Origin of the sequence: Streptomyces melanosporofaciens (assembly GCF_900105695.1) — a bacterium.
Lineage (GTDB): Bacteria > Actinomycetota > Actinomycetes > Streptomycetales > Streptomycetaceae > Streptomyces > Streptomyces antimycoticus.
On record NZ_FNST01000002.1, the window covers coordinates 6,110,067 to 6,133,353 of the forward strand.

Consider the following 23,287-nt stretch of genomic DNA (forward strand, 5'->3'; position numbering starts at 1 on the left):
CCCGGCTGCCCGTAGAGTGTCGCGCACGCCACGACCGGCAGGTCAGCGGCGTGTTGTCCGTATACGGGCCCGACTGCCCGAAAGGCGGTGGGTGGTGCGGCGAACCGGACGGAGCCAGGTGAAACAGGTGTCGACGGCTGCGAGGGAGTGCAGGTGAGCACCGACGCGGAACAGGCGCACTCACCCCACAGCACGCCCCCACCACGCCCCGCACATCCCCCGCGCACGGCGCCCGCGCAGCCTTCCGTGCCCCCGTCGCGCCCCGCCACCCCGCCCGGCTTCACCCCGGACCCGGACACCCCCATCCTCGGCGTACGGGCCAAGGTCCCGTTTCCCAGGGGCACCGCCGGGGCGTCCGGCACCCGGGTGCCCCCACGCCCCTCCGTACCGCCGCGCACCGAAGGGCTTTTCGCGGACGGCGGGCGGCGCGGCCGGCGCCGCCCGCCCAGCCGTACGGCGGCCGCCGCCGCGAGCCTCGTCCTCGGCCTCGGGCTGCTCGGCGGCGCGGCGGCCGGGAGCTGGCTGGGCGAGGACCCCGACGCCCCGCCGTCCACCGCCGACACCTACGCCCACGCCCGCTCCGCCTGGCACAGCGTCCCCGTGGACGACCTCTTCCCGCGCACCCTGCGCGGCAAGGGCGAGGGCCCCGGCGGCGCCGACCGCCTCTGGACCCGAATAGCCGTCGCCCCGGACAGCAGCTGCGGCGGCGGATTCGACCCCCTGCTCGCCAAGGCGCTGGCCCCGGTGGGCTGCAAGCGGCTGGTGCGCGCCACGTACACCGACGCCACCAGCACCAGCGTCACCACCGTCGGGTTGCTGATCACCACCTCCGGTCCCACCGGGATGCGGGCGCTGCACCAGCGCTTCATGACCGAGAAGCTGGACGAGCGCACCGATCTGATGCCCCGCGCGTACGCCGCCAAGGGCACCGCGGCGGCCGGTTTCGGCGACGACCAGCGCGCGAGCTGGCGGATCCGGATCCTCACCGACGCCCCCGTCGTCCTCTACACCGTCAGCGGCTTCGCCGACGGCCGTAAGGTCACCGACCCGCAGTCGGCGGGCGAGGCGACCCAGCGGGGCGCCACCTCGGCCCCCGCGCAGTCGGGCCTCGGCAACGACGCCCGGGCCATCGCCGACGCGATCGAGGCCATATTCCGCCGGGCCCTGTCCACCGTCACGGAGACCACGTCATGACCCGGATCGGGCGGCGCCTCGCCGTGGCCCTCGCCGCCGCCGGGTTGACCCTGGTGACCGCCGCGCCCGCGAACGCCGACGGCATACAGGCCCAGGAGTGGGCGCTGGACACCCTCCACGTCCAGAAGGCATGGCAGACGACCAAGGGCTCCGGGGTCACCGTCGCCGTCCTCGACACCGGCGTCGACGACAGCCACCCCGACCTCGAAGGCCAAGTGCTGCCCGGTAAGGACCTCATCGGCTTCGGCGCCCGGCGCGGCGAACGCGCCTGGGCCCGCCACGGCACCGCCATGGCCGGGATCATCGCAGGCCATGGCCACGGCGCGGCCGGCGGCGAGGGCGTCCTGGGCGTCGCGCCGAAGGCGCGGATCCTGCCGGTGCGGGTGATCCTCGAGGACTCCGACACCGCCCGTAAGAAGGCTCGTTCGTCCCGTGGCGGCGCGCTCGCCGCCGGTATCCGCTGGGCCGCCGACCACGGCGCCGACGTCATCAACCTCTCGCTGGGCGACGACAGCGCCTCCGCCCATCCCGAGGCCGCCGAGGACGCCGCCGTGCAGTACGCGCTGCGCAAGGGCGTGGCCGTGGTCGCCTCCGCGGGCAACGGCGGCGAGAAGGGCGACCGGGTCTCCTACCCGGCCGCCTACCCCGGCGTGATCGCCGTGACCGCCGTGGACCGCTACGGCTCCCGCGCCGCCTTCTCCACCCGCCGCTGGTACGCCACCGTCTGCGCACCCGGCGTCGACGTGGTCATCGCCGACCCCGACAAGCGCTACTACGAGGGCTGGGGGACCAGCGCGGCCGCCGCCTTCGTCTCCGGCTCCGTCGCCCTCGTCCGCGCCGCCCACCCCGAGCTGAGCCCGCGCCAGATCCGGGAACTCCTGACCCGGACCGCCCAGGACGTCCCGGAGGGCGGCCACAGCGACGCCCTCGGCGCGGGCCTGGTGGACCCGGCGGCGGCGATCGCCGCGGGCGGCAAGATGAAGCCGGAGGCCCAGCGGCCCGCCGTGGCCTCGTCCCCGGAGCGCTTCTTCGGCAACGGTCCCGGCCACGCCCAGGGCGCGCACGACGAGTCCGGGCCGAACGAGATGGCGCTGCTCGCCGGAATCGCCGGCGCGGCCCTGGTGGTCGCCGCGGTCGCCCTATGGCGCGGCTCGGGCCCCCTACGGGTGCCACCGAGGCTGCGCGCGCTGCTCACGGGGATCCGCGCGCGCTGAGGCACCGCGGCGGTCGTCGGGTTGGGCGTGCTGTGCGGGGCGCCCACCGGGTTCCGTAGGGCGTCGGGCCGGGGCCCCACGGTCGTGGTCGGCTCGGGGTCGTTCCGGCGTATCGCCTACCGGGGTCGGTGGGCGCGGGCCGCCGTCACGGCCGTGCGTGCCGCCTTCTCGACCAGCGCCACCCCGCTGTCCAGGTCCGCGCTGCCCTCGGACAGCACCGCGACCAGATAGGCGCGCCCGTCCACCGGCACCTCGCCGATGCTGTTGACGACCCACAGCCCGGTGGCATCGCGGGGCATCCAGCCGTTCTTCAGCCGAGTCCCGGAGCCGTCCCCGTCAGCGGCGGCGGAGACTCCCCAGCTCTGGCGGGCGACGACGCGCCCCATCAGCGCCCCTAGATACCTCCGCGCACGGCCGTTCAGCGCCGAGTCGTCCGAGAAGACCGCGCGCAGCAGGGCAAGCTGATCGGCGGCGGTGGTCAGGGTCACGCCCCAGCTCCCTCCGCTCCCGGCACGCGTCGCGGTCAGGCCGAGCCGCCGGTGCGCCGCGTCGAGCCCGGCGGCACCGCCGATCGTCTGCCACAGCGCGGTCGCCGCGTCGTTGTCGCTCTGCTCGATCATCACGGCCGCATGCGACCGCTCCTGGGCGGTCAGCGGTCGCCCCTCGTCCTCCGCCCTGAGCAGCAGCGCCGCGAGGATGCCCACCTTGACGATGCTCGCCGTGGCGTACGAGCCGTCGCCGTGGACCCCGCTCGTCCCCGAGCGGGTGTCCAGGACGGCGACGGAGAAGTCCGCGCCGGAGCCCTGGGCCACGGGGCCGAGCGCGTCGGTGAGTGCCGCGCTCAGCCCCCGCTCCGTCACGTCGTCCGTCATCCGCTCCACGCCGCCTCCCTCTCCGCCGCTCGCCGCCGCCCGCCGCGTCGGGTTCTCCTCGCCCTCGATACCCTCATGGCGTGGCGCTCAAGAACATTCCCGACCCTGGCTTCTCCGGCGACGACGGCTCCGCCGACCCCCGGCTGACCGCGGCGCTCGCCGCCTGGGCGGATGACCGCTCGGCCGAGCCCGAGGTGCTCGCCGCGCTCACCGACGCCCGCCTCCTGGTCCCGGTGGTGGCGATCCTCGGCGAGGTCGAGGAGGGGCCCGAGGGGCTGCGCCGCGACAAGAGCAGCGACATGGCGGTGCCCACGCTGGAGGCCCCCGGCGGCCGGCGCGCCCTGCCCGCCTTCACCTCGCTCGAGACACTGGCCCGCTGGCGCCCGGACGCCCGGCCCGTGGCCGTACCGCTGCGCCAGGCGCTGGAGGCCGCCGCCCATGAGAAGGCGGACACGCTGGTCCTGGACCTCGCGGGCCCGGTGCCGTACCAGCTGACCGGCTCCGCGCTGCTGGCCCTCGCCGAGGGGCGGACCAGCGCCGATCCGCTCGCCGACCCGGCCGTGACCGAGGCCGTGCGCACCGTGCTGGCCGCCGAGCCGGAGGTGCTCCGGGCTCATCTGGCCCCGGCGGCGGACGCCGACGGGATGCTCGCGCTCGCCCTCGCGCCGGAGGCGCCCGCGCGGGAGACGGCGCACCGGGTGGCGGGCGCCCTGGCCGTGGACGAGGTGCTGCGGGCACGGCTGGTGCGCGGGCTGACCCTGGCGCTGCTGCCGCCGGACGCGAAGGTTCCCGGCGAACCGCTCTTCAGCCGCTGAGGGAGCAGGGCCCGGCCCGCTGCTAGGGCGGGGCCCGGCCCTCCCCATTCGGACCAACAGGCGAATCGCCTCAATTCCCCCCACAATGCTTAGGCGACTGGCGGTCGGAATCTGCGTGAGGAGAGCGCCATGGAGACGAGAACGGTCGTAGCGGAGTTCATCGGGACCGCGATGCTGGTCCTCTTCGGAGTCGGTTCGCTGGTCCTGGCGGGCGACTACATCAACGCCCTCGGGATCTCGCTCGCCTTTGGCTTCACGCTGATCGCGATCGCCTACGCGTTCGGACGCATCTCGGGCTGCCACATCAACCCGGCGGTGACCCTCGGCGTGCTGCTGGCCAAGCGCATCGACATCCGTACGGCCGTCCAGTACTGGGTCGCGCAGTTCGTCGGCGCGATCGTGGGTGCCGCGGTGCTCTTCCTGCTCGCCAACCAGGTGCCCAGGCTCCAGACGGCCGACGCCTTCGGCAGCAACGGCTACGGTGGCCGCTCACCGGTGGGCATGGGCGCGGGCGGGGCCTTCCTCGCCGAGGTGCTGCTGACCTTCCTGCTGGTCTTCGTCTTCCTGGCGGTGACCCACTCGGTGGCCCTGGTCGGCGGCGAACCGATCCCGGTGGGCCTCGCCCTCGCCGCGGTCAATCTGATCGGCATCCCGCTGACCTGGGCCTCGGTCAATCCGGCGCGCAGCTTCGGCCCCGCGATCTTCGCGGGCGGCGATGCGCTGGGCCAGCTGTGGCTGTTCATCGTGGCACCGCTGGTCGGCGGGGTGCTCGCCGCCGTGGTGCACCGGTTCACCCATCTCCATCCGGCGGGGCAGGCCGACCAGGAGGAGGCCCATCCGCCCCCGGCGACCGGACCGTGGGGGCGGCTGCGCGGCGGCCGCCGCCCCGAGGCGGGCGGTCAGGAGACCAAGGGCCCGGAGGCGGCCTGAGCCGCACGCCACGCGGAGGCCCGGGCCCGGAGGAGCGGCACGGGCCCCGAGGGCGTGCGGGCTCCCGAGGGGGCACGGGCTCCCGAGGGGCCCGGCCCCCAGGGGCCAGCCGTCAGCCGAAGACCGGGCCGGTGAACTTCTCGCCCGGCCCCTGCCCCGGCTCGTCCGGCACCACCGACGCCTCGCGGAAGGCGAGCTGCAGGGACTTCAGGCCGTCCCGCAGCGGAGCGGCGTGGAAGGAGCTGATCTCCGTGGCGCTGGCCGTGACCAGCCCCGCCAGGGCATTGATCAGCTTCCGCGCCTCGTCCAGGTCCTTGTGCTGGGGGCCTTCCTCGGCCAGGCCCAGGTTGACCGCGGCGGCGCTCATCAGGTGCACCGCGACCGTGGTGATCACCTCGACCGCGGGCACATCCGCGATGTCCCGGGTCATCCGGTCGAAGTCGGGGGCCGGCGGCTGCCCGGCGTTGGCGTCGCTCATGGTGGTCGGGGCTCACTTCCTGAGGGATGGTGGGGCCCAGCCTAGGCGGCCGCCCGGCGCCGTACGCACGGGGCGGGTGAGTTCACAGGAACGCCGGGGAGCGGCGGGGGCGCGCAGGGGAACGCCAGGGAACGCCGGGCAACAGGGGGGGGGCACGGCGGATGCCGAGGACGCACCGGGTGAGCATCCCGGGCCGATCCTGGTATCGTAGATAAACGACCGGCCGGTCACGTGCGTGTCCGGCCCACAAGTGGAGGCTCCCCAGCTCCCACCTCCCGGCCCCCCGGGTCGGCAGGTCATCGGTCAGGCTGCGCCCCGCGGTGTTATCGCGGCGGTGCTCCCGGTCAATGAGGAGCCCCGCCTGTGTACCCGTCGGGGCGTTTTGTGCGTTACGGCGCGGTGGTCATACCGAAACAGACGTTACGCGGCAGTCCGCCAGACGGTCGCGTGGTGCAACCGAGGAGGATCCATCAGCGCCGAGCCCCGCATCAACGACCGGATTCGCGTCCCCGAGGTGCGACTCGTCGGTCCCAGTGGCGAGCAGGTCGGCATTGTGCCGCTTGCCAAGGCCCTGGAGCTTGCGCAGGAGTACGACCTCGACCTCGTCGAGGTGGCGGCGACCGCTCGCCCGCCGGTCTGCAAGCTCATGGACTACGGAAAGTTCAAGTACGAGTCGGCCATGAAGGCCCGTGAGGCGCGTAAGAACCAGGCGCACACGGTCATCAAGGAGATGAAGCTCCGGCCGAAGATCGACCCGCACGACTATGACACCAAGAAGGGTCACGTCGTCCGGTTCCTCAAGCAGGGCGACAAGGTCAAGATCACGATCATGTTCCGCGGCCGTGAGCAGTCCCGGCCCGAGCTCGGCTACCGGCTGTTGCAGCGGCTCGCCGAGGATGTCCAGGAGCTGGGCTTCGTGGAGTCCAACCCGAAGCAGGACGGCCGAAACATGATCATGGTTCTCGGTCCGCACAAGAAGAAGACCGAGGCGATGGCCGAAGCCCGCGAGGCGCAGGCCGCCCGCAAGGCGGAGCGCCAGGGAATTCCTCACCTGGACCAGTCCCCGGACGCGTCCGCCGAGGAGCCTGCCGAGGAGCCCGCCGAGGCGTGATTGAGAGGCGCGAGCCTCGACCGCCCACCCGGGGCCGAACGGCTCCGGACACCAACCGAAACACATGACGCTTCCGTGTGCCGAACCGCGGAGGCGTCCCGACGAGGAGAGAACGGCGACATGCCGAAGAACAAGACGCACAGCGGTGCCAGCAAGCGCTTCAAGCTCACCGGCTCCGGCAAGGTGGTGCGCCAGCGCGCCGGTCGCCGCCACCTTCTCGAGCACAAGCCGTCCACGCTGACGCGCCGCCTGGCCGGAAAGGTCGAGATGGCCCCCGCCGACGCCAAGAAGATCAAGAAGCTTCTCGGCAAGTGACGCCACCGCCCCGCTTCGGCGGGGCGAGCGCCAGACCGGGACCTATTCGTTTCCGGGCCGCGTGAGTCACCCGCGGCCCCGTACAAGGAGTTAACAAGTGGCACGCGTCAAGCGGGCAGTCAACGCCCACAAGAAGCGCCGGGCGATCCTCGAGCAGGCCAGCGGCTACCGGGGCCAGCGCTCCCGCCTGTACCGCAAGGCCAAGGAGCAGGTCACCCACTCTCTGGTCTACAACTACAACGACCGCAAGAAGCGCAAGGGCGACTTCCGGCAGCTGTGGATCCAGCGCATCAACGCCGCTGCCCGCGCCAACGGCATGACGTACAACCGCTTCATCCAGGGTCTGAAGGCCGCCAACATCGAGGTGGACCGCAAGATCCTGGCCGACCTCGCCGTGAACGACGCCGGTGCGTTCGCCGCGCTGGTCGAGGCGGCGCAGAAGGCGCTGCCGAGCGACATCAACGCGCCGAAGGCCGCGTAAGCGCTGCGCTGAGCTGTACGCCACGGACCCGCAGGTGAACGCGTACCTGCGGGTCCGCGCATGTGGGTGCCCTCGCGCTGTGCCCCCTGGGGTTTCGCTGCCGGGTGCGGCCCGGCGCCCGGGTTGTGCTCACCGTGTTCCGCTTCGCGGATGGCCTGAGGCGGGGTGCGGCCGGTTGGCTTTTGGCGTTTCGTTGCCGGGTGCGGGCCGGTGGCCGGGTTGTGCCCACCCGTTCCTCCCCCAGCTATCGCTGGGAGGCGCCCCCTGGCGGAACGTTTTCCACAACCGGGCTCCGCGTCGGCCGCGCGGCGCGGCCAAGGCGGCCCCGGCTGCCGCCGTTCCCCGGGGCCGGGGGCTTGCCCCCGGTTTCGGGGAGGGGCGGGGTGGGGGAAATCCGCCGCGCCCGCACGATCGTCGCTCACGACCAGGAATCGAGAACCCATGCCCGCTCCCGAGCTGACCTCGCTCAAATCGCCGCGCGTCACCGCCGCCCGGCGGCTTGCCAAGCGCAGCTTCCGCGGGAAGGAGCGGCGGTTCATCGTCGAGGGGCCGCAGGCCGTACGGGAGGCCATCGCGCATCTCGTGGAGGTGTACGCCACCCCCGAGGCCGCCGAGCGCCACGCGGACATCCTCACCGCCGCCCGCGCCGCGAACCTTCCCGTGCTCACCGCGTCCGACGAGGTCATCGCGGAGATGTCGGACACCGTCACGCCCCAGGGCGTCGTCGGGCTGTGCCGCTTCCTCGACTCGCCGTTCGAGGAGATCCTGCGCGCTCGGCCGAGGCTCGTCGCCGTCCTCGCCAACGTCCGCGACCCCGGCAACGCCGGAACCGTGCTGCGGTGCGCCGACGCCGCCGGGGCGGACGCCGTGGTGCTGACGGACGCCTCCGTGGACCCCTACAACCCCAAGGCCGTACGCGCATCCGTCGGCTCCCTCTTCCATCTCCCGGTCGCCGTCGGGGTGCCCGTCGAGCGTGCGGTGAGCGGGCTGCGGGAGGCCGGGGCGCGGGTTCTGGCCGCGGACGGGGCGGGGGAGCGGGACCTGGACTCCGAGCTGGACGACGGGCTGCTGGGCGCCCCCACCGCCTGGATCTTCGGCAATGAGGCGTGGGGCCTGCCGGAGGCTACCCGCGCACTCGCGGACGAGGTGGTGCGCGTTCCGATTCACGGCAGGGCCGAGAGCCTCAATCTCGCCACGGCCGCCGCCGTGTGCCTCTATGCCTCCGCTCGTGCGCAGCGCGCTCCCGCAGGGTGCCGCTCCGTCACATCGACCTAGTAGGGTTGCCCCCTCTGGGAGGGGACCCGAGAGGGGGTGTGGGGATGGACGTCAGGACCTCCGGCGCCAGGGCGGCCGACGCCCATGCGCCCGGAGCGGGGCCACCCGGCGGGAGGCGCGACCTCTCGTCCACCGGGCCGGGCCCCGGCCTGCCCGGCGGTGCGCCGGACGGATTCGCGCCGCACCCCGACGATCTGCCCGACGGCCTGGTGGTGGCCGATGAGACCGGCCTGGTCACGTGCTTCAACGCGGCGGCGGCCCGGATCACCGCCACCGACCCCGCGGACGCGCTCGGCCGCCGGCTCGAGGTGGCCCTGCCGTTAGAGGACCTGGACGGCCGGCGCTGGTGGGCGCTGACCGATCCCTATGGCGGGCTGGCCATCCGCGCCGGTCAGCCCGAGCGGAATCTGCTGCTGCCGGGCGGGCGCGAGGTGCTGGTCTCGGCCCGCTATGTGCGCGAGCGGCCGACCGGGCCGGTGCGCCGGGTGGTCGTCTGTCTGCGCGGCACCGAGGCCCGCCGCCGCACCGAGCGCAGCCATGCCGAGCTGATCGCGACCGTCGCCCATGAGCTGCGCTCGCCGCTGACGTCCGTTAAGGGGTTCACGGCCACGCTGCTGGCCAAATGGGAGCGGTTCACCGACGACCAGAAGCGGCTGATGCTGGAGACCGTCGACGCCGACGCCAACCGGGTCACCCGACTGATCGCCGAGCTGCTGGACATCTCCCGGATCGACTCCGGCCGGCTGGAGGTCCGCCGCCAGCCGGTCGACCTCGCCGCCGCCGTCCGCCGCCATGTGCAGGCGCTCACCGCGGCCGGGCACACCGCCGAGCGGTTCCTGATCCGGGCCAGGGGGCCGCTGCCCAGACTGTGGGCCGATCCGGACAAGATCGATCAGGTGCTGGGCAACCTGCTGGAAAACGCGGTGCGCCACGGCGAGGGAACGGTCACCATTGACATAGCGCCCGCGACACCGGCCAAGCCGGTCGCGGAAGGCCCCCCTGTCGAAAGGACCGCCGTCACCGTGAGCGACGAAGGCCCCGGTATCCCGGAGGAGTCGATGAGCCGCGTCTTCACCCGCTTCTGGCGGGGCAGCAAGCGCGGCGGCACCGGCCTCGGGCTCTACATCGTCAAGGGCATCGTCGAGGCGCACGGCGGGACGATCACCGTCGACCGGGCCCGCGGTGGCGGCGCGGAGTTCCGATTTATCCTGCCCGTGGGCACCCCGGCCTATCTGGCCTGAGCCACCCGCGGGCTTCTTCGGCACGGGGCGGACCCCCGCGCGGCGGCCGCCGCGCGGTGTCCCCCGGAACAGCACCCCTCCCGCGCCCCTTAGACTCGGGCTTTGGCACCTTTGGCGTCCCTTGCAGGGGACGCAGCGGTCGCAGCCAGTCGAGCCGGGGTCGCGCAGCCGGGGGCACCTCCCAGCGGTAGCTGGGGGACAAACGGAAGTACGGGAAGAGATGTCGGCACCCAATAAGTCGTACGACCCTGTCGAGGTCGAGGCACTGAAACCGGAAGAGATCGCCCGCAGGCGGGACGAGGCGCTCGCCGCCATCGCCGCCGCCGGTGACCTCAAGGCGCTGCGCGAGGTGAAGGTCGCCCACACCGGCGACCGCTCGCCGCTCGCGCTCGCCAACCGCGAGATCGGCGCCCTGCCACCGCACGCCAAGGCGGACGCGGGCAAGCGCGTCGGTCAGGCCCGCGGCCAGGTCAACCAGGCGCTGAAGGCCCGGCAGGAGGAGCTCGAGGCGGAGCGTGACGCCCGGGTGCTGGTCGAGGAGGCGGTGGACGTCACACTGCCGTACGACCGCACCCCGGCCGGCGCCCGCCACCCGATCACCACGCTCTCCGAGCGCATCGAGGACGTCTTCGTCGCGATGGGCTACGAGGTCGCCGAGGGCCCCGAGGTGGAGGCCGAGTGGTTCAACTTCGACGCGCTCAACTTCCCGCCCGACCACCCCGCCCGCGAGATGCAGGACACCTTCTTCGTGCGCGGCGCGAAGGACGGCGAGTCGTCCGGTGTGGTGCTGCGCACCCACACCTCGCCGGTGCAGATCCGGTCGATGATCGACCGAGAGCCGCCCATCTATGTGATCTGCCCGGGCCGCACCTTCCGCACCGATGAGCTGGACGCCACCCACACCCCCGTCTTCAGCCAGGTCGAGCTGCTCGCCATCGACGAGGGCCTGACCATGGCCGACCTCAAGGGCACGCTCGACCACATGGTCCGGGCGCTGTTCGGGGAGGGCATGACGACCCGGCTGCGGCCGAACTTCTTCCCGTTCACCGAGCCGTCCGCCGAGATGGACATGCTGTGCTACGTGTGCCGGGGCGAGTCCGTGGGCAACCCGGACCGGCCCTGCCGCACCTGCTCCAGCGAGGGCTGGATCGAGCTGGGCGGCTGCGGGATGGTCAACCCGCGGGTGCTCATCGCCTGCGGTGTCGACCCGGACAGGTACAGCGGCTTTGCCTTCGGCTTCGGCATCGAGCGGATGCTGATGTTCCGGCACAACGTGGAAGACATGCGAGACATGGTCGAGGGTGATGTGCGCTTCACCCGGCCCTTCGGGATGGAGATCTGATGCGGGTCCCGCTTTCTTGGCTGCGGGAGTACGTCGACCTGCCCGCCGGTGAGACCGGCCGTGACGTACAGGCCAAACTCGTCTCGGCCGGGCTCGAGGTCGAGACGGTCGAGCAGCTCGGCGCCGGCCTCAAGGGCCCCCTGGTCGTCGGGCAGGTGCTGGCCATCGAGGAGCTGGAGGGGTTCAAGAAGCCCATCCGCTACTGCCAGGTGGACGTCGGGCAGGCGGGGGGCACCTCCCAGGCCGGAGGCTCTGGGGGAGGCACCGGTGAGCCGCAGAACATCGTCTGCGGCGCCACGAACTTCGCCGTCGGCGACAAGGTCGTGGTCGTGCTGCCCGGCGCCGAACTGCCCGGCGGCTTCGCGATCTCCGCGCGCAAGACCTACGGCAAGACCTCCGAGGGCATGATCTGCTCCGCCAGCGAGCTGGGCATGTCCGACGACCACGACGGCATCATCGTCCTGCCGCCGGAGTACGAGGTCGGCACCGACGCCATCGAGCTGCTGGAACTGGTCGACGAGGTCCTCGACATCGCCGTCACCCCGGACCGGGGCTACTGCCTGTCGATGCGCGGTGTCGCCCGCGAGACCGCTACCGCCTACGAGCTGCCGCTGCGCGACCCGGCCCTGATCGACGTGCCCGCGCCCAACAGCCACGGCCACCCGGTCAAGGTCACCGACCCGATCGGCTGCGACCGCTTCACCGCCCGCACCGTCACCGGGCTCGACCCCGAGGCGCACTCCCCGATCTGGCTCGAGCGCCGGCTGCAGAAGGCCGGGATGCGGCCGGTCTCGCTCGCGGTCGACATCACCAACTACGTGATGCTCGAAATCGGCCAGCCGCTGCACGCCTACGACCGCACCCGGATCAACGGGGCGATCGGCGTGCGCCGCGCCGAGCCGGGCGAGAAGCTCACCACCCTCGACGGCGGCCAGCGCGTCCTGGACGCCGAGGACCTCGTCATCACCGACGAGAGCGGGCCCATCGGCCTCGCCGGTGTGATGGGCGGCGCCAACACCGAGATCGCGGACGTCACCGCCGACGCCGGGACCGGCGGGGCGGCGGGCACCACCGAGGTCGTCATCGAGGCGGCCCACTTCGCCCCCGTCTCGGTCGCCCGCACCGCCCGCCGTCACAAGCTGTCCTCCGAGGCGTCCCGCCGGTTCGAGCGCGGCGTCGACCCCGAGGCCACCTCGGCGGCGGCGCAGCGCACCGTCGACCTGCTGGTGCTGCTCGCGGGCGGCAGCGCCGAGGTGGGCGTCACCGAGATCATCGCGCCCAGCGCACCGCACACCATCACGCTGCCCGCCGACCACCCGGACAAGGTCGCGGGCGTGTCCTACGGCCGCGAGACCGTGGTGCGCCGGCTGCAGCAGATCGGCTGCGATGTCTACGGCGCCGACGACCTCACCGTCACCGTCCCCAGCTGGCGGCCCGACCTCACCGACCCCAACGACCTGGCCGAGGAGGTCATCCGGCTCGAGGGGTACGAGAACCTCCCCTCGACGCTGCCCCAGCCGCCCGCCGGGCGCGGGCTGACCGAGCGTCAGCGGCTGCACCGCCGGGTCGGCCGGGCGCTGGCCGGGGCCGGCTACGTCGAGGCGCTGAACTACCCGTTCATCGGCGAGGAGGCCCTCGACCAGTTCGGGCTGGCCGCGGACGACCCGCGGCGCGATCTGGTCCGGCTGGTCAACCCGCTGTCGGACGCCGAGCCCGCGCTCCGCACCACGCTGCTGCCCGGACTGCTCGGCGCGCTGCGCCGCAACGCCGGGCGCGGCGAGCACGACCTCGCGCTCTTCGAGACGGGCCTGGTCTTCCGCGCCACCGGCCACGAGCCGGCCGCGGCCACCCTCCCCGTCGACCGCCGTCCCACCGACGAGGAGATCGCCGGGCTCAACGCCGCGCTGCCGCACCAGCCGCGCCGCGTCGCCGTCGTCCTCGCGGGCGACCGTGAGCAGTCCGGCTGGTGGGGCAAGGGCACCCCGGTGAGCTGGGCCGACGCCGTCGAGGCGGGCCGGATCGTGGCCCGCGAGGCGGGGACCGAGCTGATCGTCCGCCAGGACCAGCAGGACCCCTGGCACCCGGGCCGCTGCGCCGCGCTGCTGGCCGTCGTCGACGGCGAGGAGATCCTCGTCGGCAACGCCGGTGAGCTCCACCCGCGGGTCACCAAGGCCCTGGGCCTGGCCGAGCGCACCTGCGCGATGGAGATCGAGCTCGACCGCCTGGAGCAGGCCGGCACCGGCGTCGTGGAGGCCCCCCATGTCTCCACCTTCCCGGTGGCCACCCAGGACGTCGCGCTGATCGTGGACGCCTCGGTCGCCGCGGCGGATGTGGAGACGGCGCTGCGCGAGGGCGCGGGCGAACTGCTCGAATCCCTCCGCCTGTTCGACGTCTTCACCGGTGAGCAGCTCGGCGAGGGCAGGAAGTCCCTGGCCTACGCGCTGCGCTTCCGCGCCCCGGACCGCACGCTGACCGCCGAGGAGATCGCGACATCCCGCGACGCCGCGGTAGCGGCAGCCACCAACCGCACGGGCGCCACCCTCCGCGGAGCCTGACGCCAACCGGCTTCCGCCGGCCGCCGCGAACACGGCGATGGGGCGCACCCCACAACGGGGCGTGCCCCATCGCCACGTCTGGACCCGGGGCGGCGGCCCAGGCGCTTGCCGGCCGGCGTTGGTCGCCGCGGTGGCCATGAATGGGGCGCCCCCGGTCCGGGCCGCGCCCCATCGGTTTGGGCCCGGGCACGGCGGCGCGCCTCGCTGGCCCCGCCGCTCGGCGCCATGGCCACCGATGGGGGCGCCTCAGCGCCGGGCCATGTCCGCGCCCAGGCCCGGGCACGGCGGCGCGCCTCGCTGGCCCCGCCGCTCGTCGCCATGGGGCGCCCTCGGCCCGGGCCGCGCCCCAACCTCGTCTCCGGGCTTCGGGGCTCATGGGCCTGCTGGCTCGCGTCGGTCGCCGCGGTGGCCACCGATGGGGTGCCCCGACCGGGGCTGCGCCCCATCGCCGACGCTCAGCCCGGGACCGCCGGTCCACGCGCCTCGCCGGGTCGCGTCGGTCGTTGCCGTGGCCACCGGTGGGGCGGGCCCCGACCCGGGCGAGCCCCATCGCCGCGCCCGCTCCCTGCCCGGCAGCCCACCCGCCTCGCCGTGCTCCGGGCGGCCCGGGGGCGGGGTTTGCGCGCCTCCCCGTTTCCGTGCCCCCGTCCCTCGTCGTCGGCCCTGCCCGCGACGGCTTCCGCGTGGATAGCGCGCGTCGCGGCCCCCTGCCACGGGCACCCGCTACGGCACGGTGGGCACTTGGGGGCCGCGCAGTGCGCGCTCGCCCGCCCCCTCGTGTGGGTCGCACCGCGGGCGGCCACGATGGTGGCGGTGTCGCGCCGTCGGCTTTGGACGGCGCCGACACCGCGTTCGCGGCGTGGTGCGGCTTGTCGGGCCGCCCGGTGCGCGGTCGCCCACCCCTCGCTCGTGCGGGGGCGCCGTCACCGCCTTCGCGGGTGGGTGTCGTCGGCGATTCCGGCGGGGGGCCGGGCTGCGGCCCGGCGAGGCGGGGTTCGGGGTCGTGGCCCCGTGCCGCGTCGTCCTGGTGAGCGGCAAACAGCCGACACCGCGTCCGCGGGGCGGTGGGGTGTTCGGGTGGCTGCCTGGGGCGTGGTCACCCGATCAGGTGAGATCCGGAGGGGGCTGGTCCAATTGGCAGGAGCTGTCGCCAGAATCGTGCCGGTCGCACGGCCCGCGCGGGATCGATCGTCCAGGGGCCCGGCCGACCGCCTCATTGGCCGGCGTTGGGGGCGACACATGATCGGGACATCGGCAGTCGGCGGCGCGTTCGTACGGAGGGCACGGAGTCTGCGGGAGGTCACCCGTGTGGTCCCCTGTCTGTGGGTGCTCGGCGCCCTCTGCTGGGCCCTGCTGAACCCGCATCACACCGAGACCGTCACGCTCCTCGCCGCGGCACCCGCCATCGCCTGCGCGAGTAGCGGCCGCCGCAGATGCATCGTGCTGCTCGGCGGCGCCGGCCTGCTGTTGGCCCTCGCGCCTCCGACCGCCCTGGAGCCCGACGGGGACGGGAAGGAGCCGCACGCCGCCCTGGTCACCTGCTGCGCCGTCCTCGGCGTGGCCGCCGCCTGCTATTTCACAGCGGGCCGCAAGCTGCGGCTGGTGCGCGAACTGGAACAGCTCCGGGCGGTGGCCACCGCCGCGCAGGACGTGGTGCTGAGGCCGCTCCCGGCCCGGCTGGAGGGCATCGAGCTGGCCGGCGGCCATCTCTCGGCCAGCCGGGGCGCCGCCGTGGGCGGCGATCTTTACGAGGCGCTGGCCACCCCGTACGGCGTCCGCGTCATCATCGGCGATGTGCGCGGGCACGGCCTCCCCGCGATCGGCACCGTCGCCGCCGTCCTCGGCAGCTTCCGCGAGGCCGCCCATGAGGAACCCCGGCTCGGCGGTGTGCTGCGCCGACTCGACCGCGCCCTGGAGCGCCATCTGCGGGCACGCGCGAGCGGGGAGCGCCCGCTGGACAGCCACGTGGACGAGGAGTTCGTGACCGTCCTGCTCATGGAGGTGGGCGCGGACGGCGAGGTCACCGCGCTCAACTGCGGCCACCCCTGGCCGTACCGCCTCTACGAACAGCCGGTCGGCCCGGCCTTGGCCCGGCAGACCGCGCCCGGCGAGGTGCTGCCGCCGCTCGGCCTCTTCCCGCTGCCCGCCGAGCTTCCCACCGCCCGCTGGAGCGCCCTGGGCGTCGGCGACACGCTGGTGCTGCACACCGACGGCGCCGAGGACGTGCGCGACGCCCACGGCACGTTCTTCCCTCTGCGCCGCGTCCTGTCCGAGGCCGCGGGCCCCGGGCCGCTCGTCCCCGCGGCGGTCGTGGCGGGGGTGCGCTCGGCGCTGCTGCGCCACACCGGCGGGCGGCTCGCCGACGACGTCGCGCTGCTCGCGCTGCGCTTCGACCGCTGCCCGGTGCCCGCCACCACGGCCCTCACCCTCCCGGCCGCCGACGCCCACCGGAGCTAGGGGATGTCCGCCGGGCCTTGACGCCTGCGGCGGACTGGGCCCCTCCCCGCCCCTTCCCGCAGCGTCGATTTGCGGCTCCGCCGCGTGGTGGGGCTCCGCCCCAGCTCCCGGGGTCCGGGGGTGAGGTCCCTGTCAACGGGCGCGGGCGGGGAGGCTGCTCCCCTCCCCGTCCCCTCCCCAGCGGGGGCAGCCTGCGGGGTCCAGGGGCGGGGCCCTGGTATCGGGAAGGGGCGGGTTGGGAAAGGCCAACGCCCCACCCCACGCCGCTCGTTCACACCCCGTGCGAATCCCCCTCCACTACGCTGGCGCCACCGAGCGTTTCGGGAGGGCGAGATGGAGCCCAACACACTGCTCGACTCCGTGCTCGACGAGGCCGGAGTCTCCCACGCCGGACTGGCCGCGCATGTCAACGAGGCGGGCCGGGCCCGGGGGATGAAGCTGCGGTACGAACACACCGCGGTGGCCCGGTGGCTGAAGGGTCAGCGGCCGCGCGGCCAGGTGCCGGACCTCATCTGCGAGGTGCTGGGCGAGCGGCTGCACCGCGCCCTCACCCTGGACGACATCGGTCTCGGCACCCCCGGCAGCCGCCGGGGGCCCGCCACCCCGCTCTCCGGATTCGTCGAGCGCGCCACCGCGCTGTGGCGCTCCGACGAACAGCAGCGCCCGCATGTCGTCGAGGCTCCGGCGGTCACCGGCACCCCGGCCGTCATCCCGGTGTGGGAGTGGGAGAATCCTCCCGAGGACTCCGATGTCTCCCGGCGCGGTCTGACCCGGGTCAGCATGACCGACATCGAGACGCTGCGCGCCGCCCGCGCCCACTACGAGCAGATGTACCGCAAGGCCGGCGGTGTCGCGACCCGGACCCGGGTGGTGGGGTTCCTCAACTCCGAGGCCGCACCGCTGCTGCGCGGCAGCTACGCCGACGACACCGGCCGCCAGCTGCACCGGGCGACCGGCGGCCTGGTGGCCATCGCCGGGATCTGCGCGTACGACTCCAATACGCACGGCCTGGCCCAGCGCTACTTCCACCAGGCGCTGCGGCTCGCCAAGGCCAGCGGCGACCGCGGCCTGGGCGCCTATGTCATAGCGCTGCTGGTCAACCAGTCCCTCTTCATGAAGGAGTACCGGCAGGCGGTCGCCTTCGCCGAATCGGCGCTGCGCGCCGCGGGCTCGCAGATCACCCCCGCGCTCGCCGCCGACCTCTACGCCATGCAGGCCAAGGCGTACGCCCGGCTCGGCGACGGCGCCGGGGCGCTGTCCTGCATCCGGCGTGCCGAGACCGCCGCCGACCGGATCAGACCGGGCCAGGAGCCCGACGAGACCGGCTATGTCCAGCCGGGTCTGGTGAACGTCCAGGTGGCCGAGGCGCTGCTGAGCCTCGGCGACCTCGGCGGCGCCCGCGAGCACGCCACCGCCGCGGTCGGCACCCCCGCGCACGACCGGGGCCGGGTGCACCGGCTCGCCATGCTCACCCATATCGAGCTGCGTCAGGGCGACGTGGACCGGGCGGGCGCCACGGCGGTGGAGATGACCGAGCGCGCGCGGGCATGGAGTCCCAGCGGTTACGCGACCGGTTGCGGGCGGTACGGGAGCACCTCGCGGCCAGCGGAAGCGCCGCGACGGCCGAGGCCGCCGCGCTCATCGACGGGGCACTGCGCGTCCCTCTGTGACCAGCGGTTCCGCTCGCGGTCCGCACTCTCGTCAGCGGGTGGCCCACGATGGCCTCCCGTTTCGACGAAAGGTGGCTGACAGTGCGATGGAAGAACCTCAGGGAGCGGACCGTGTACGAGAACCGATGGTTCCGGGTCAACCTCGCCGATGTCCGGCTCCCCGACGGGCGCCATCTGGACCACTATCTGATCCGGCTCCGCCCCGTGGCCGTGGCCACGGTGGTGAACGCGGCCAACGAGGTGCTGCTGCTGTGGCGCCACCGGTTCATCACCGACGCCTGGGGCTGGGAGCTGGCCGCGGGCGTCGTCGAGGACGGTGAGGACATCGCCGACGCCGCGGCCCGGGAGATGGAGGAGGAGACCGGCTGGCGCCCCGGCCCGTTGCGCCATCTGCTCTCCGTCGAGCCGTCCAACGGGCTCACCGACGCACGGCACCACATCTACTGGGCCGAGGAGGCATCGTACGTCGGGCACCCGGAGGACGACTTCGAGTCGGACCGCCGCGAGTGGGTGCCGCTGAAGATGGTGCCCGACCTGGTCGCACGCGGTGAGGTGCCCGCGGCCAATATGGCGGCGGCGCTGCTGCTGCTCCACCACATCAGGCTCGGGTAGGCCGGGCCGCCGTCCGCGCCGGCGCTAGTGTCCCGCTGCCTGCCATATCGCCAGGGCCAGGGCGGTCACCCCGGTCAAGGCGGCGATGGAGGGCAGCGGCCAGCGTCCGTGCTCCAGTATCCGCATCCGTCCGCCCAGTTGGTTCACGTCCTCCTCAGCCTGCTCTCCTCGGTGGTCGAGCAGGGCGAGCCGGCCGTCGACGCGGGTGAAGCCCACTTCGACGGTCCGGCGCAGTTCCGTGAGCTCCACGGCTAACGCGGCTTGCTCGGGCTCGGTGGTCACGGGTTGATCCCCTTCCGGATGTAACGTCCATGCGGTGGTGACGCTCCGAGTCAAGCGCATGCCCAGGTGGTGCGGGAGCGTGTGTGGGGATGGTGTGTGAGTCACCGGCGCACACCCCGTGCGAAAGGCCGTACTCAGCGGGTACTCATGGGGGACGGCGGCCGAGGGGAGGGACCGCGAGGGGCGGACAGACCGGATGGACCGGACAGAAGGGACGGATGTGCGACTGATCGCCGCTCCGATGTGGGAATTCGGTATGGACCAGGGAGTCCGGCAGTTCGCCGAGCTCGGCGTCGCGCTGGTGCTGTCCACCCTGATCGGGCTCGAGAGGGCGGTGCAGCAGAAGAGTGCCGGACTGCGCACCCACACCCTGGTGGGCGTGGGCAGCGCGCTGTTCATGCAGGTCTCCCAGTACGGCTTCACCGATGTGCTGTTGCGCGACCACGTCGGCCTGGACCCCTCACGGGTGGCGGCGCAGGTCGTCTCCGGTATCGGCTTCATCGGCGGCGGCCTGATCTTCGTCCGGCGCGACGCCGTCCACGGGCTGACCACCGCGGCGACCGTCTGGCTCACCTGTGCGGTGGGCATGGCCTGCGGCGGTGGTCTGGCCCTGCTGGCCACCGCGGTCACCGCGGTGCACTTCCTGGTGATCCGCGGCTATCCGCTGCTCACCCGCCGGCTGCCGGCCCTCTGGTCGGCCGAACGGGTGGAGTTGCAGCTCTCCTACCGGGTGGGCGCCGGGCTGCTGCCACGCGTCCTGGAGTTGTGTACCGCCGCCGGGTACCGGGTGCTACGGGTCCGGGTGGACCGGGCGCCGTGGAAGGGCCGGGGCCGTACCACCCGGATCGTCCGGACCGAGGAGGAGGCCCGGCCCGCCGATACCGGCGTCGCCGAGGTGCAGCTCGCGCTCGAGGGCGCCGGGGACGTCCTCCGGCTGGTCGGGGCGATCTCCGAGCTGGACGGCGTCCTCGGCGCCGACGCGGGCCGCGATCTCGACGACGCGGAGTGACGGCCTCGACGGCTCCGACTGACGATCTCGCATTGACGAGGTCAGAGCGCCCGCGCCCGGAGGCGGCGCAGCATGCGCGCGTCGTCGAACCCCACCTCCCGCGCCGCGGCCGTCACCGTCGAGCCCTGGCCGATCAGATGCTCCGCGCGCTCCAGCCGCAGCGTCTGCTGGTAGCGCAGCGGGGTGAGCCCGCCGGTGGCGCGGGTGAACAGCCGGGTGAGGGTGCGTTCACTGACCCCGGCCCCGACGGCCAGACGCGCCAGCGACAGCGGTTCGGTGAACCGCGTGTCGATGACGTCCTGGACCTGGTGGACCACGTCGTCCAGATGGGAGCGGTGCCGCAGCATGGCGCTGGCCTGCGGTTCATCGCCGTTGCGGCGGGCGTAGACGACCATGTTCCGGGCCACCTGGGTGGCGAGCGCCGGTCCGTGCCGCATGGCCAGCACCTGCAGCGCCAAATCGATACCGCTGGCGATGCCCGCCGAGGTCACGACCCGGTCGTCGGTGGTGAACAGCACATCCCGGACCACCGTCGCCCGGGGGTGCCGGGCCGCCAGCTCGTCCTGCAGCTCATGGTGGGTGGTGCACCGGCGGCCGTCCAGCAGCCCCGCCCGTCCCAGCGCCAGCGCCCCGGCGCATACGCTGGCCACGGTGCCCCCGGCCGCGTGGTGGGCGCAGAGCCGCTCAAGGGACTCCGGGCCGGGAACCCGGCCGTCGTGCGGTGGTGAGAACCGCCAGCCCGGCACCACGACCAGGTCGTCCGGGCCCGTCACCGGCCACTCGGTCCGTGCGTTGAGTGTCAGACCCTGAGCGGTGGGGACCAGCTCCCGCTCGGCCACATAGCCGAGCTCGTAGGGCAGCCCGAGGTCCGCCGCCGTGCCGAAGACCTGCGCCGGTCCGGCCAGGTCGAGCAGATGGACCCCGGGCACCAGCACGAACACGACCTGGCTCATGCCGTGGAGGCTCCTGACTCCGCCTCCAGCTCGGCCACCGTGGCGATCCGGGCGAACCGGTCGCGCAGCACCGCCTCCGTACGCTCCACGATCGCCTCGGCGCTCAACGCGCCGATCGGGTGGGTCGTGGTGGCGTCGGTGACGAACACGACCCCGTACCCCAGATCACTGCCGACCCGGGCGGTGGTCTCCACGCACTGCTCGGTGCGGATCCCGCAGACCACCAGCTCGTGCACGCCCGCCTCGGTCAGCAGCTGCTGGAGCCGGGTGGTGGTGAAGGCGTTGTGGGCGGTCTTGTGGAGGACCGGCTCACCCGGAGCGGGCCGCTCCAGCTCCTCCAGCAGCCGGATCCGCCCCTGCTCCGGGTCGAACACCCCTCCGCTGCCGGGCTCGGTGTGCAGCACCCAGATCACCTGGTCTCCCTCGGCACGGGCGAGGCGGACCAGTCGGTCGACCGGATCCGCGATCTTCGGGTTGGCGATCCGCTCCCAGGACGGGAGGGCGCGGAAGGATTCCTGGACATCGATGACGATCAGCGCTCGCTTCATGGTCCCCAGTCTGACCTGGGGCGAACGCCATCGACCAGGCACGATCGGGGCCGGTGGCGGAACGATCCGGTCAGCGGCGCCGTCACCTGGCGCGAGTCCGGCTCAGTACGAGTGGAAGCTCAGTACGAGTAGAAGCCCGAGCCCGTCTTGCGTCCCATACGGCCCGCGTCCACCATCCGCAGCAGCAGCGGGGGAGCGGCGTACAGCGGGGCGATGCCCTGGGCGTACGGCTGCCCGAGCTGGTGCGCGGGGTGGAGCCACGGCTCCCGAAGGGGTGATACGCGACAGTGGTCGGCGGCCGGCGTATGTGTAGGCCAGCCACGTGACCGGCATCGCCGCGCAGAGCGCCAGGCAGTCCTAGATCGGCAGTCGCCAGCTCATACCGTCCGGTTCGTCCAGCCACAACAGATGAGCGCCGTCCGGTGAGACCGTCAGGCCGTAGCGCTCGTGCCCCGGCCGCCCGGCGTCTCGCCACTGGGTGAGCAGCGGCTCCCGCTCAGCCCACAGATCACGTGGCCCGCCGTGGTCGAGCCGAGCGGTCATGACCCCGGCCCCGGTCATGGTGATGCGTGCCCACGACGAGGTGCATGGGTCGAAGAGGCACCGGATATGCCGGCCCTCGTCATCCACCAGAGCGAAGTCGTTCACCGCAGGGTGCAGCAGCGAGGCGAGGAACTGCGGCCCGAGGGAGTCCAGGACCGCGGGGAGGATGATCTCCCGGGTCTGGCCGGACCACATCAGCAGCGGCTGCACGAGCTTCCCCGCGGTGGTGCCCACCGTGTCGGGGGTCGGCCGGGCGTTCATGAAGGTCGCCAGGCCATGGAGGAACTTGCCGCCGGCGGAGTGGTCGTTCTGGACCACCAGGCGCACGATGCCGCAGCCGATGTTGGCCACGATCACCCCGCCCGGGCGCAGTTGCTCCCGCCAGGGCGTCGGGATCCGGCCCACCCCGCACGTCGCCAGCAGCCGATCGTACGGTGCGCGCTCCGGGCACCCGGCCATGCCGTCCCCGGCGACGAGGGTGGGTTCGTACCCGGCCTGCCGCAAGCGGGACGCCGCGGCGGCGACGAGTTCGGGGTCCACGTCGACAGTCACGACGTGATCGGCTCCGAGGCGGTGGGAGAGCAGCGCGGCGTTGTAGCCGGTGCCCGCGCCGACCTCCAGCACGGTGTCACCGTCCCGCACGTCCAGCGCCTCGAGCATCTGGGCCATGAGGGAGGGCTGCGTGGACGAGCTGGTGGCGGTGCCGTCCTGGTCGAACTGGGTCAGCAGGGAGACGTCCTGGTAGGCCGCGGCCAGCCATGCGGGGTCGCCCTGGCTGTACTTGTGCAGGCTGCCCTGGGATCGGAGGGTGAAGTCGGGGACGAACTCGTGGCGGGGGACGTTGAGGAAGGCGGCGCGCCACGGCTTGGACCGGATGTAGCCAGTCCTCACGAGTTGGTCGGCCATGTGCTGCCGCAGCTGATCGGACGAGGGCGTATCAGTGATCATGGGTGGGCGCTCTCCAATAGGTCAGCGAGTGCTCGGGTGATGGGGGCGCGCAGGTCCGGGATGAATCCCCACTGCCCGTTGGGATTCACGTCGACCAGGTACCAGCGCCCTTGTGGGTTAACGAGGAAGTCCAGGGCCACGTATTGCAGTCCGAAGGTGTACGTCAGCATGTGGACGCCTCCGGCGATGTGCTCGGGCACGCCGCAGGGCTTGAAGGTCAGGCTGCCGTAATCGGTGCGGAAATCGATGCGGGAGGCGTCTGATCCGGCGTGGATCTCGGCGGCGAACAGGTTGTGCGCGACCACGGTGAGCCGCACCTCGTAGTCCTTGTCCACCCACTCCTGGAATTGGTGGGCGGTGCGCCGGACAGACTCATCGATCTCTCCGGGCCGGACCTGTGTTGTCCACAGGGCTTGTGGCCGGTCATCGTGGTCGCCGGGGT

21 protein-coding genes and 2 pseudogenes are annotated in these 23,287 nt (G+C 73.2%); 15 read left to right on the forward strand and 8 right to left on the reverse strand.

Features of this window, described 5'->3' with window-relative positions:
- Window positions 1-153: 153 nt before the first annotated feature.
- A complete protein-coding gene (locus tag BLV72_RS29275) occupies window positions 154-1,194 on the forward strand; it encodes a hypothetical protein (protein ID WP_244321064.1) in 1,041 nt (346 codons plus the stop codon).
- Window positions 1,191-2,408, forward strand: coding sequence for a type VII secretion-associated serine protease mycosin (gene mycP / locus BLV72_RS29280; protein WP_093466006.1), 1,218 nt, complete (start codon window positions 1,191-1,193; stop codon window positions 2,406-2,408). The genes BLV72_RS29275 and mycP overlap by 4 nt, the downstream gene beginning before the upstream one ends.
- A gap of 116 nt (window positions 2,409-2,524) precedes the next feature.
- Here mycP and BLV72_RS29285 read toward each other — a convergent pair whose 3' ends face one another.
- On the reverse strand, window positions 2,525-3,280 hold the full coding sequence (locus BLV72_RS29285) for a serine hydrolase (protein ID WP_093470617.1): 756 nt from the start codon (window positions 3,278-3,280) through the stop codon (window positions 2,525-2,527).
- An 80-nt stretch (window positions 3,281-3,360) separates the two neighbouring features.
- On the opposite strand from BLV72_RS29285, the gene BLV72_RS29290 reads away from it, so the two are divergent.
- Both BLV72_RS29290 and BLV72_RS29295 read left to right on the forward strand, forming a co-directional pair.
- Entirely contained in the window at window positions 3,361-4,095 is a 735-nt protein-coding gene (locus tag BLV72_RS29290; protein WP_093466008.1) for an SseB family protein, read from the forward strand.
- A 129-nt stretch (window positions 4,096-4,224) separates the two neighbouring features.
- Window positions 4,225-5,025 (forward strand): aquaporin, encoded by an 801-nt coding sequence (locus BLV72_RS29295; protein ID WP_093466010.1) that lies wholly within the window; start codon window positions 4,225-4,227, stop codon window positions 5,023-5,025.
- 112 nt (window positions 5,026-5,137) lie between these two features.
- Here the strand turns inward: BLV72_RS29295 and BLV72_RS29300 are convergent, their stop codons facing one another.
- Window positions 5,138-5,503: a DUF1844 domain-containing protein gene (locus tag BLV72_RS29300; protein WP_014056105.1), complete on the reverse strand. Its 366-nt coding sequence runs from the start codon at window positions 5,501-5,503 to the stop codon at window positions 5,138-5,140.
- A 469-nt stretch (window positions 5,504-5,972) separates the two neighbouring features.
- On the opposite strand from BLV72_RS29300, the gene infC reads away from it, so the two are divergent.
- From infC to BLV72_RS29350, 10 genes and pseudogenes are all read left to right on the forward strand, one after another.
- Window positions 5,973-6,614 (forward strand): translation initiation factor IF-3, encoded by a 642-nt coding sequence (infC, locus tag BLV72_RS29305; protein WP_093470618.1) that lies wholly within the window; start codon window positions 5,973-5,975, stop codon window positions 6,612-6,614.
- A 120-nt stretch (window positions 6,615-6,734) separates the two neighbouring features.
- Window positions 6,735-6,929, forward strand: a complete 195-nt coding sequence (rpmI, locus tag BLV72_RS29310; protein ID WP_020867203.1) for a 50S ribosomal protein L35 — start codon at window positions 6,735-6,737, stop codon at window positions 6,927-6,929.
- A gap of 97 nt (window positions 6,930-7,026) precedes the next feature.
- Window positions 7,027-7,410 (forward strand): 50S ribosomal protein L20, encoded by a 384-nt coding sequence (rplT, locus tag BLV72_RS29315; RefSeq protein WP_014056108.1) that lies wholly within the window; start codon window positions 7,027-7,029, stop codon window positions 7,408-7,410.
- A 441-nt stretch (window positions 7,411-7,851) separates the two neighbouring features.
- Window positions 7,852-8,685: a TrmH family RNA methyltransferase gene (locus BLV72_RS29320; protein ID WP_093466012.1), complete on the forward strand. Its 834-nt coding sequence runs from the start codon at window positions 7,852-7,854 to the stop codon at window positions 8,683-8,685.
- Window positions 8,686-8,729: 44 nt separating this feature from the next.
- Complete coding sequence (locus BLV72_RS29325; RefSeq protein WP_093466014.1) at window positions 8,730-9,926, forward strand: sensor histidine kinase; 1,197 nt, start codon at window positions 8,730-8,732, stop codon at window positions 9,924-9,926.
- 220 nt (window positions 9,927-10,146) lie between these two features.
- A complete protein-coding gene (pheS, locus tag BLV72_RS29330) occupies window positions 10,147-11,268 on the forward strand; it encodes a phenylalanine--tRNA ligase subunit alpha (protein ID WP_093466015.1) in 1,122 nt (373 codons plus the stop codon).
- Window positions 11,268-13,823 carry a phenylalanine--tRNA ligase subunit beta gene (gene pheT / locus BLV72_RS29335; protein ID WP_093466017.1) on the forward strand — a complete coding sequence of 852 codons (2,556 nt, stop codon included), beginning with the start codon at window positions 11,268-11,270 and terminating at the stop codon, window positions 13,821-13,823. The genes pheS and pheT overlap by 1 nt, the downstream gene beginning before the upstream one ends.
- 1,239 nt (window positions 13,824-15,062) lie before the next feature.
- Window positions 15,063-16,280, forward strand: coding sequence for a PP2C family protein-serine/threonine phosphatase (locus BLV72_RS29340; protein ID WP_244321066.1), 1,218 nt, complete (start codon window positions 15,063-15,065; stop codon window positions 16,278-16,280).
- Between the two features lie 333 nt (window positions 16,281-16,613).
- A pseudogene (locus tag BLV72_RS29345) lies at window positions 16,614-17,950 on the forward strand (NsdA family TPR-like regulatory protein).
- Window positions 17,951-17,998: 48 nt separating this feature from the next.
- Window positions 17,999-18,562: an NUDIX hydrolase gene (locus BLV72_RS29350; protein WP_086710837.1), complete on the forward strand. Its 564-nt coding sequence runs from the start codon at window positions 17,999-18,001 to the stop codon at window positions 18,560-18,562.
- Between the two features lie 24 nt (window positions 18,563-18,586).
- Here the strand turns inward: BLV72_RS29350 and BLV72_RS29355 are convergent, their stop codons facing one another.
- Window positions 18,587-18,844 (reverse strand): hypothetical protein, encoded by a 258-nt coding sequence (locus tag BLV72_RS29355; RefSeq protein WP_059148009.1) that lies wholly within the window; start codon window positions 18,842-18,844, stop codon window positions 18,587-18,589.
- Between the two features lie 196 nt (window positions 18,845-19,040).
- On the opposite strand from BLV72_RS29355, the gene BLV72_RS29360 reads away from it, so the two are divergent.
- Window positions 19,041-19,853 (forward strand): MgtC/SapB family protein, encoded by an 813-nt coding sequence (locus tag BLV72_RS29360; RefSeq protein WP_244321068.1) that lies wholly within the window; start codon window positions 19,041-19,043, stop codon window positions 19,851-19,853.
- Between the two features lie 41 nt (window positions 19,854-19,894).
- Here the strand turns inward: BLV72_RS29360 and BLV72_RS29365 are convergent, their stop codons facing one another.
- From BLV72_RS29365 to BLV72_RS50215, 5 genes and pseudogenes are all read right to left on the reverse strand, one after another.
- Window positions 19,895-20,806, reverse strand: a complete 912-nt coding sequence (locus BLV72_RS29365; protein ID WP_093466021.1) for a GlxA family transcriptional regulator — start codon at window positions 20,804-20,806, stop codon at window positions 19,895-19,897.
- Window positions 20,803-21,354 carry a cysteine hydrolase family protein gene (locus BLV72_RS29370; RefSeq protein WP_093466023.1) on the reverse strand — a complete coding sequence of 184 codons (552 nt, stop codon included), beginning with the start codon at window positions 21,352-21,354 and terminating at the stop codon, window positions 20,803-20,805. The genes BLV72_RS29365 and BLV72_RS29370 overlap by 4 nt, the downstream gene beginning before the upstream one ends.
- A 119-nt stretch (window positions 21,355-21,473) precedes the next feature.
- Window positions 21,474-21,581 (reverse strand): annotated as a pseudogene (locus BLV72_RS29375) (3-hydroxyacyl-CoA dehydrogenase family protein); the annotation flags it as partial.
- A 130-nt stretch (window positions 21,582-21,711) separates the two neighbouring features.
- Window positions 21,712-22,845 carry a methyltransferase domain-containing protein gene (locus tag BLV72_RS29380; RefSeq protein WP_093466024.1) on the reverse strand — a complete coding sequence of 378 codons (1,134 nt, stop codon included), beginning with the start codon at window positions 22,843-22,845 and terminating at the stop codon, window positions 21,712-21,714.
- On the reverse strand, window positions 22,842-23,180 hold the full coding sequence (locus tag BLV72_RS50215; RefSeq protein ID WP_244321069.1) for an MvdC/MvdD family ATP grasp protein: 339 nt from the start codon (window positions 23,178-23,180) through the stop codon (window positions 22,842-22,844). Before BLV72_RS50215 ends, BLV72_RS29380 begins: the two co-directional genes overlap by 4 nt.
- Between the last annotated feature and the right edge of the window lie 107 nt (window positions 23,181-23,287).

Coding starts and splice junctions, on each gene's coding strand:
- mycP (WP_093466006.1), top strand. CDS start 1,191: ATGACCCGGATCGGGCGGCGCCTCGCCGTGGCCCTCGCCGCCGCCGGG.
- BLV72_RS29285 (WP_093470617.1), bottom strand. CDS start 3,280: ATGACGGACGACGTGACGGAGCGGGGGCTGAGCGCGGCACTCACCGAC.
- BLV72_RS29295 (WP_093466010.1), top strand. CDS start 4,225: ATGGAGACGAGAACGGTCGTAGCGGAGTTCATCGGGACCGCGATGCTG.
- BLV72_RS29300 (WP_014056105.1), bottom strand. CDS start 5,503: ATGAGCGACGCCAACGCCGGGCAGCCGCCGGCCCCCGACTTCGACCGG.
- rpmI (WP_020867203.1), top strand. CDS start 6,735: ATGCCGAAGAACAAGACGCACAGCGGTGCCAGCAAGCGCTTCAAGCTC.
- BLV72_RS29320 (WP_093466012.1), top strand. CDS start 7,852: ATGCCCGCTCCCGAGCTGACCTCGCTCAAATCGCCGCGCGTCACCGCC.
- BLV72_RS29325 (WP_093466014.1), top strand. CDS start 8,730: ATGGACGTCAGGACCTCCGGCGCCAGGGCGGCCGACGCCCATGCGCCC.
- pheS (WP_093466015.1), top strand. CDS start 10,147: ATGTCGGCACCCAATAAGTCGTACGACCCTGTCGAGGTCGAGGCACTG.
- pheT (WP_093466017.1), top strand. CDS start 11,268: ATGCGGGTCCCGCTTTCTTGGCTGCGGGAGTACGTCGACCTGCCCGCC.
- BLV72_RS29340 (WP_244321066.1), top strand. CDS start 15,063: ATGATCGGGACATCGGCAGTCGGCGGCGCGTTCGTACGGAGGGCACGG.
- BLV72_RS29350 (WP_086710837.1), top strand. CDS start 17,999: ATGGCCTCCCGTTTCGACGAAAGGTGGCTGACAGTGCGATGGAAGAAC.
- BLV72_RS29360 (WP_244321068.1), top strand. CDS start 19,041: ATGGACCGGACAGAAGGGACGGATGTGCGACTGATCGCCGCTCCGATG.
- BLV72_RS29365 (WP_093466021.1), bottom strand. CDS start 20,806: ATGAGCCAGGTCGTGTTCGTGCTGGTGCCCGGGGTCCATCTGCTCGAC.
- BLV72_RS29370 (WP_093466023.1), bottom strand. CDS start 21,354: ATGAAGCGAGCGCTGATCGTCATCGATGTCCAGGAATCCTTCCGCGCC.
- BLV72_RS29380 (WP_093466024.1), bottom strand. CDS start 22,845: ATGATCACTGATACGCCCTCGTCCGATCAGCTGCGGCAGCACATGGCC.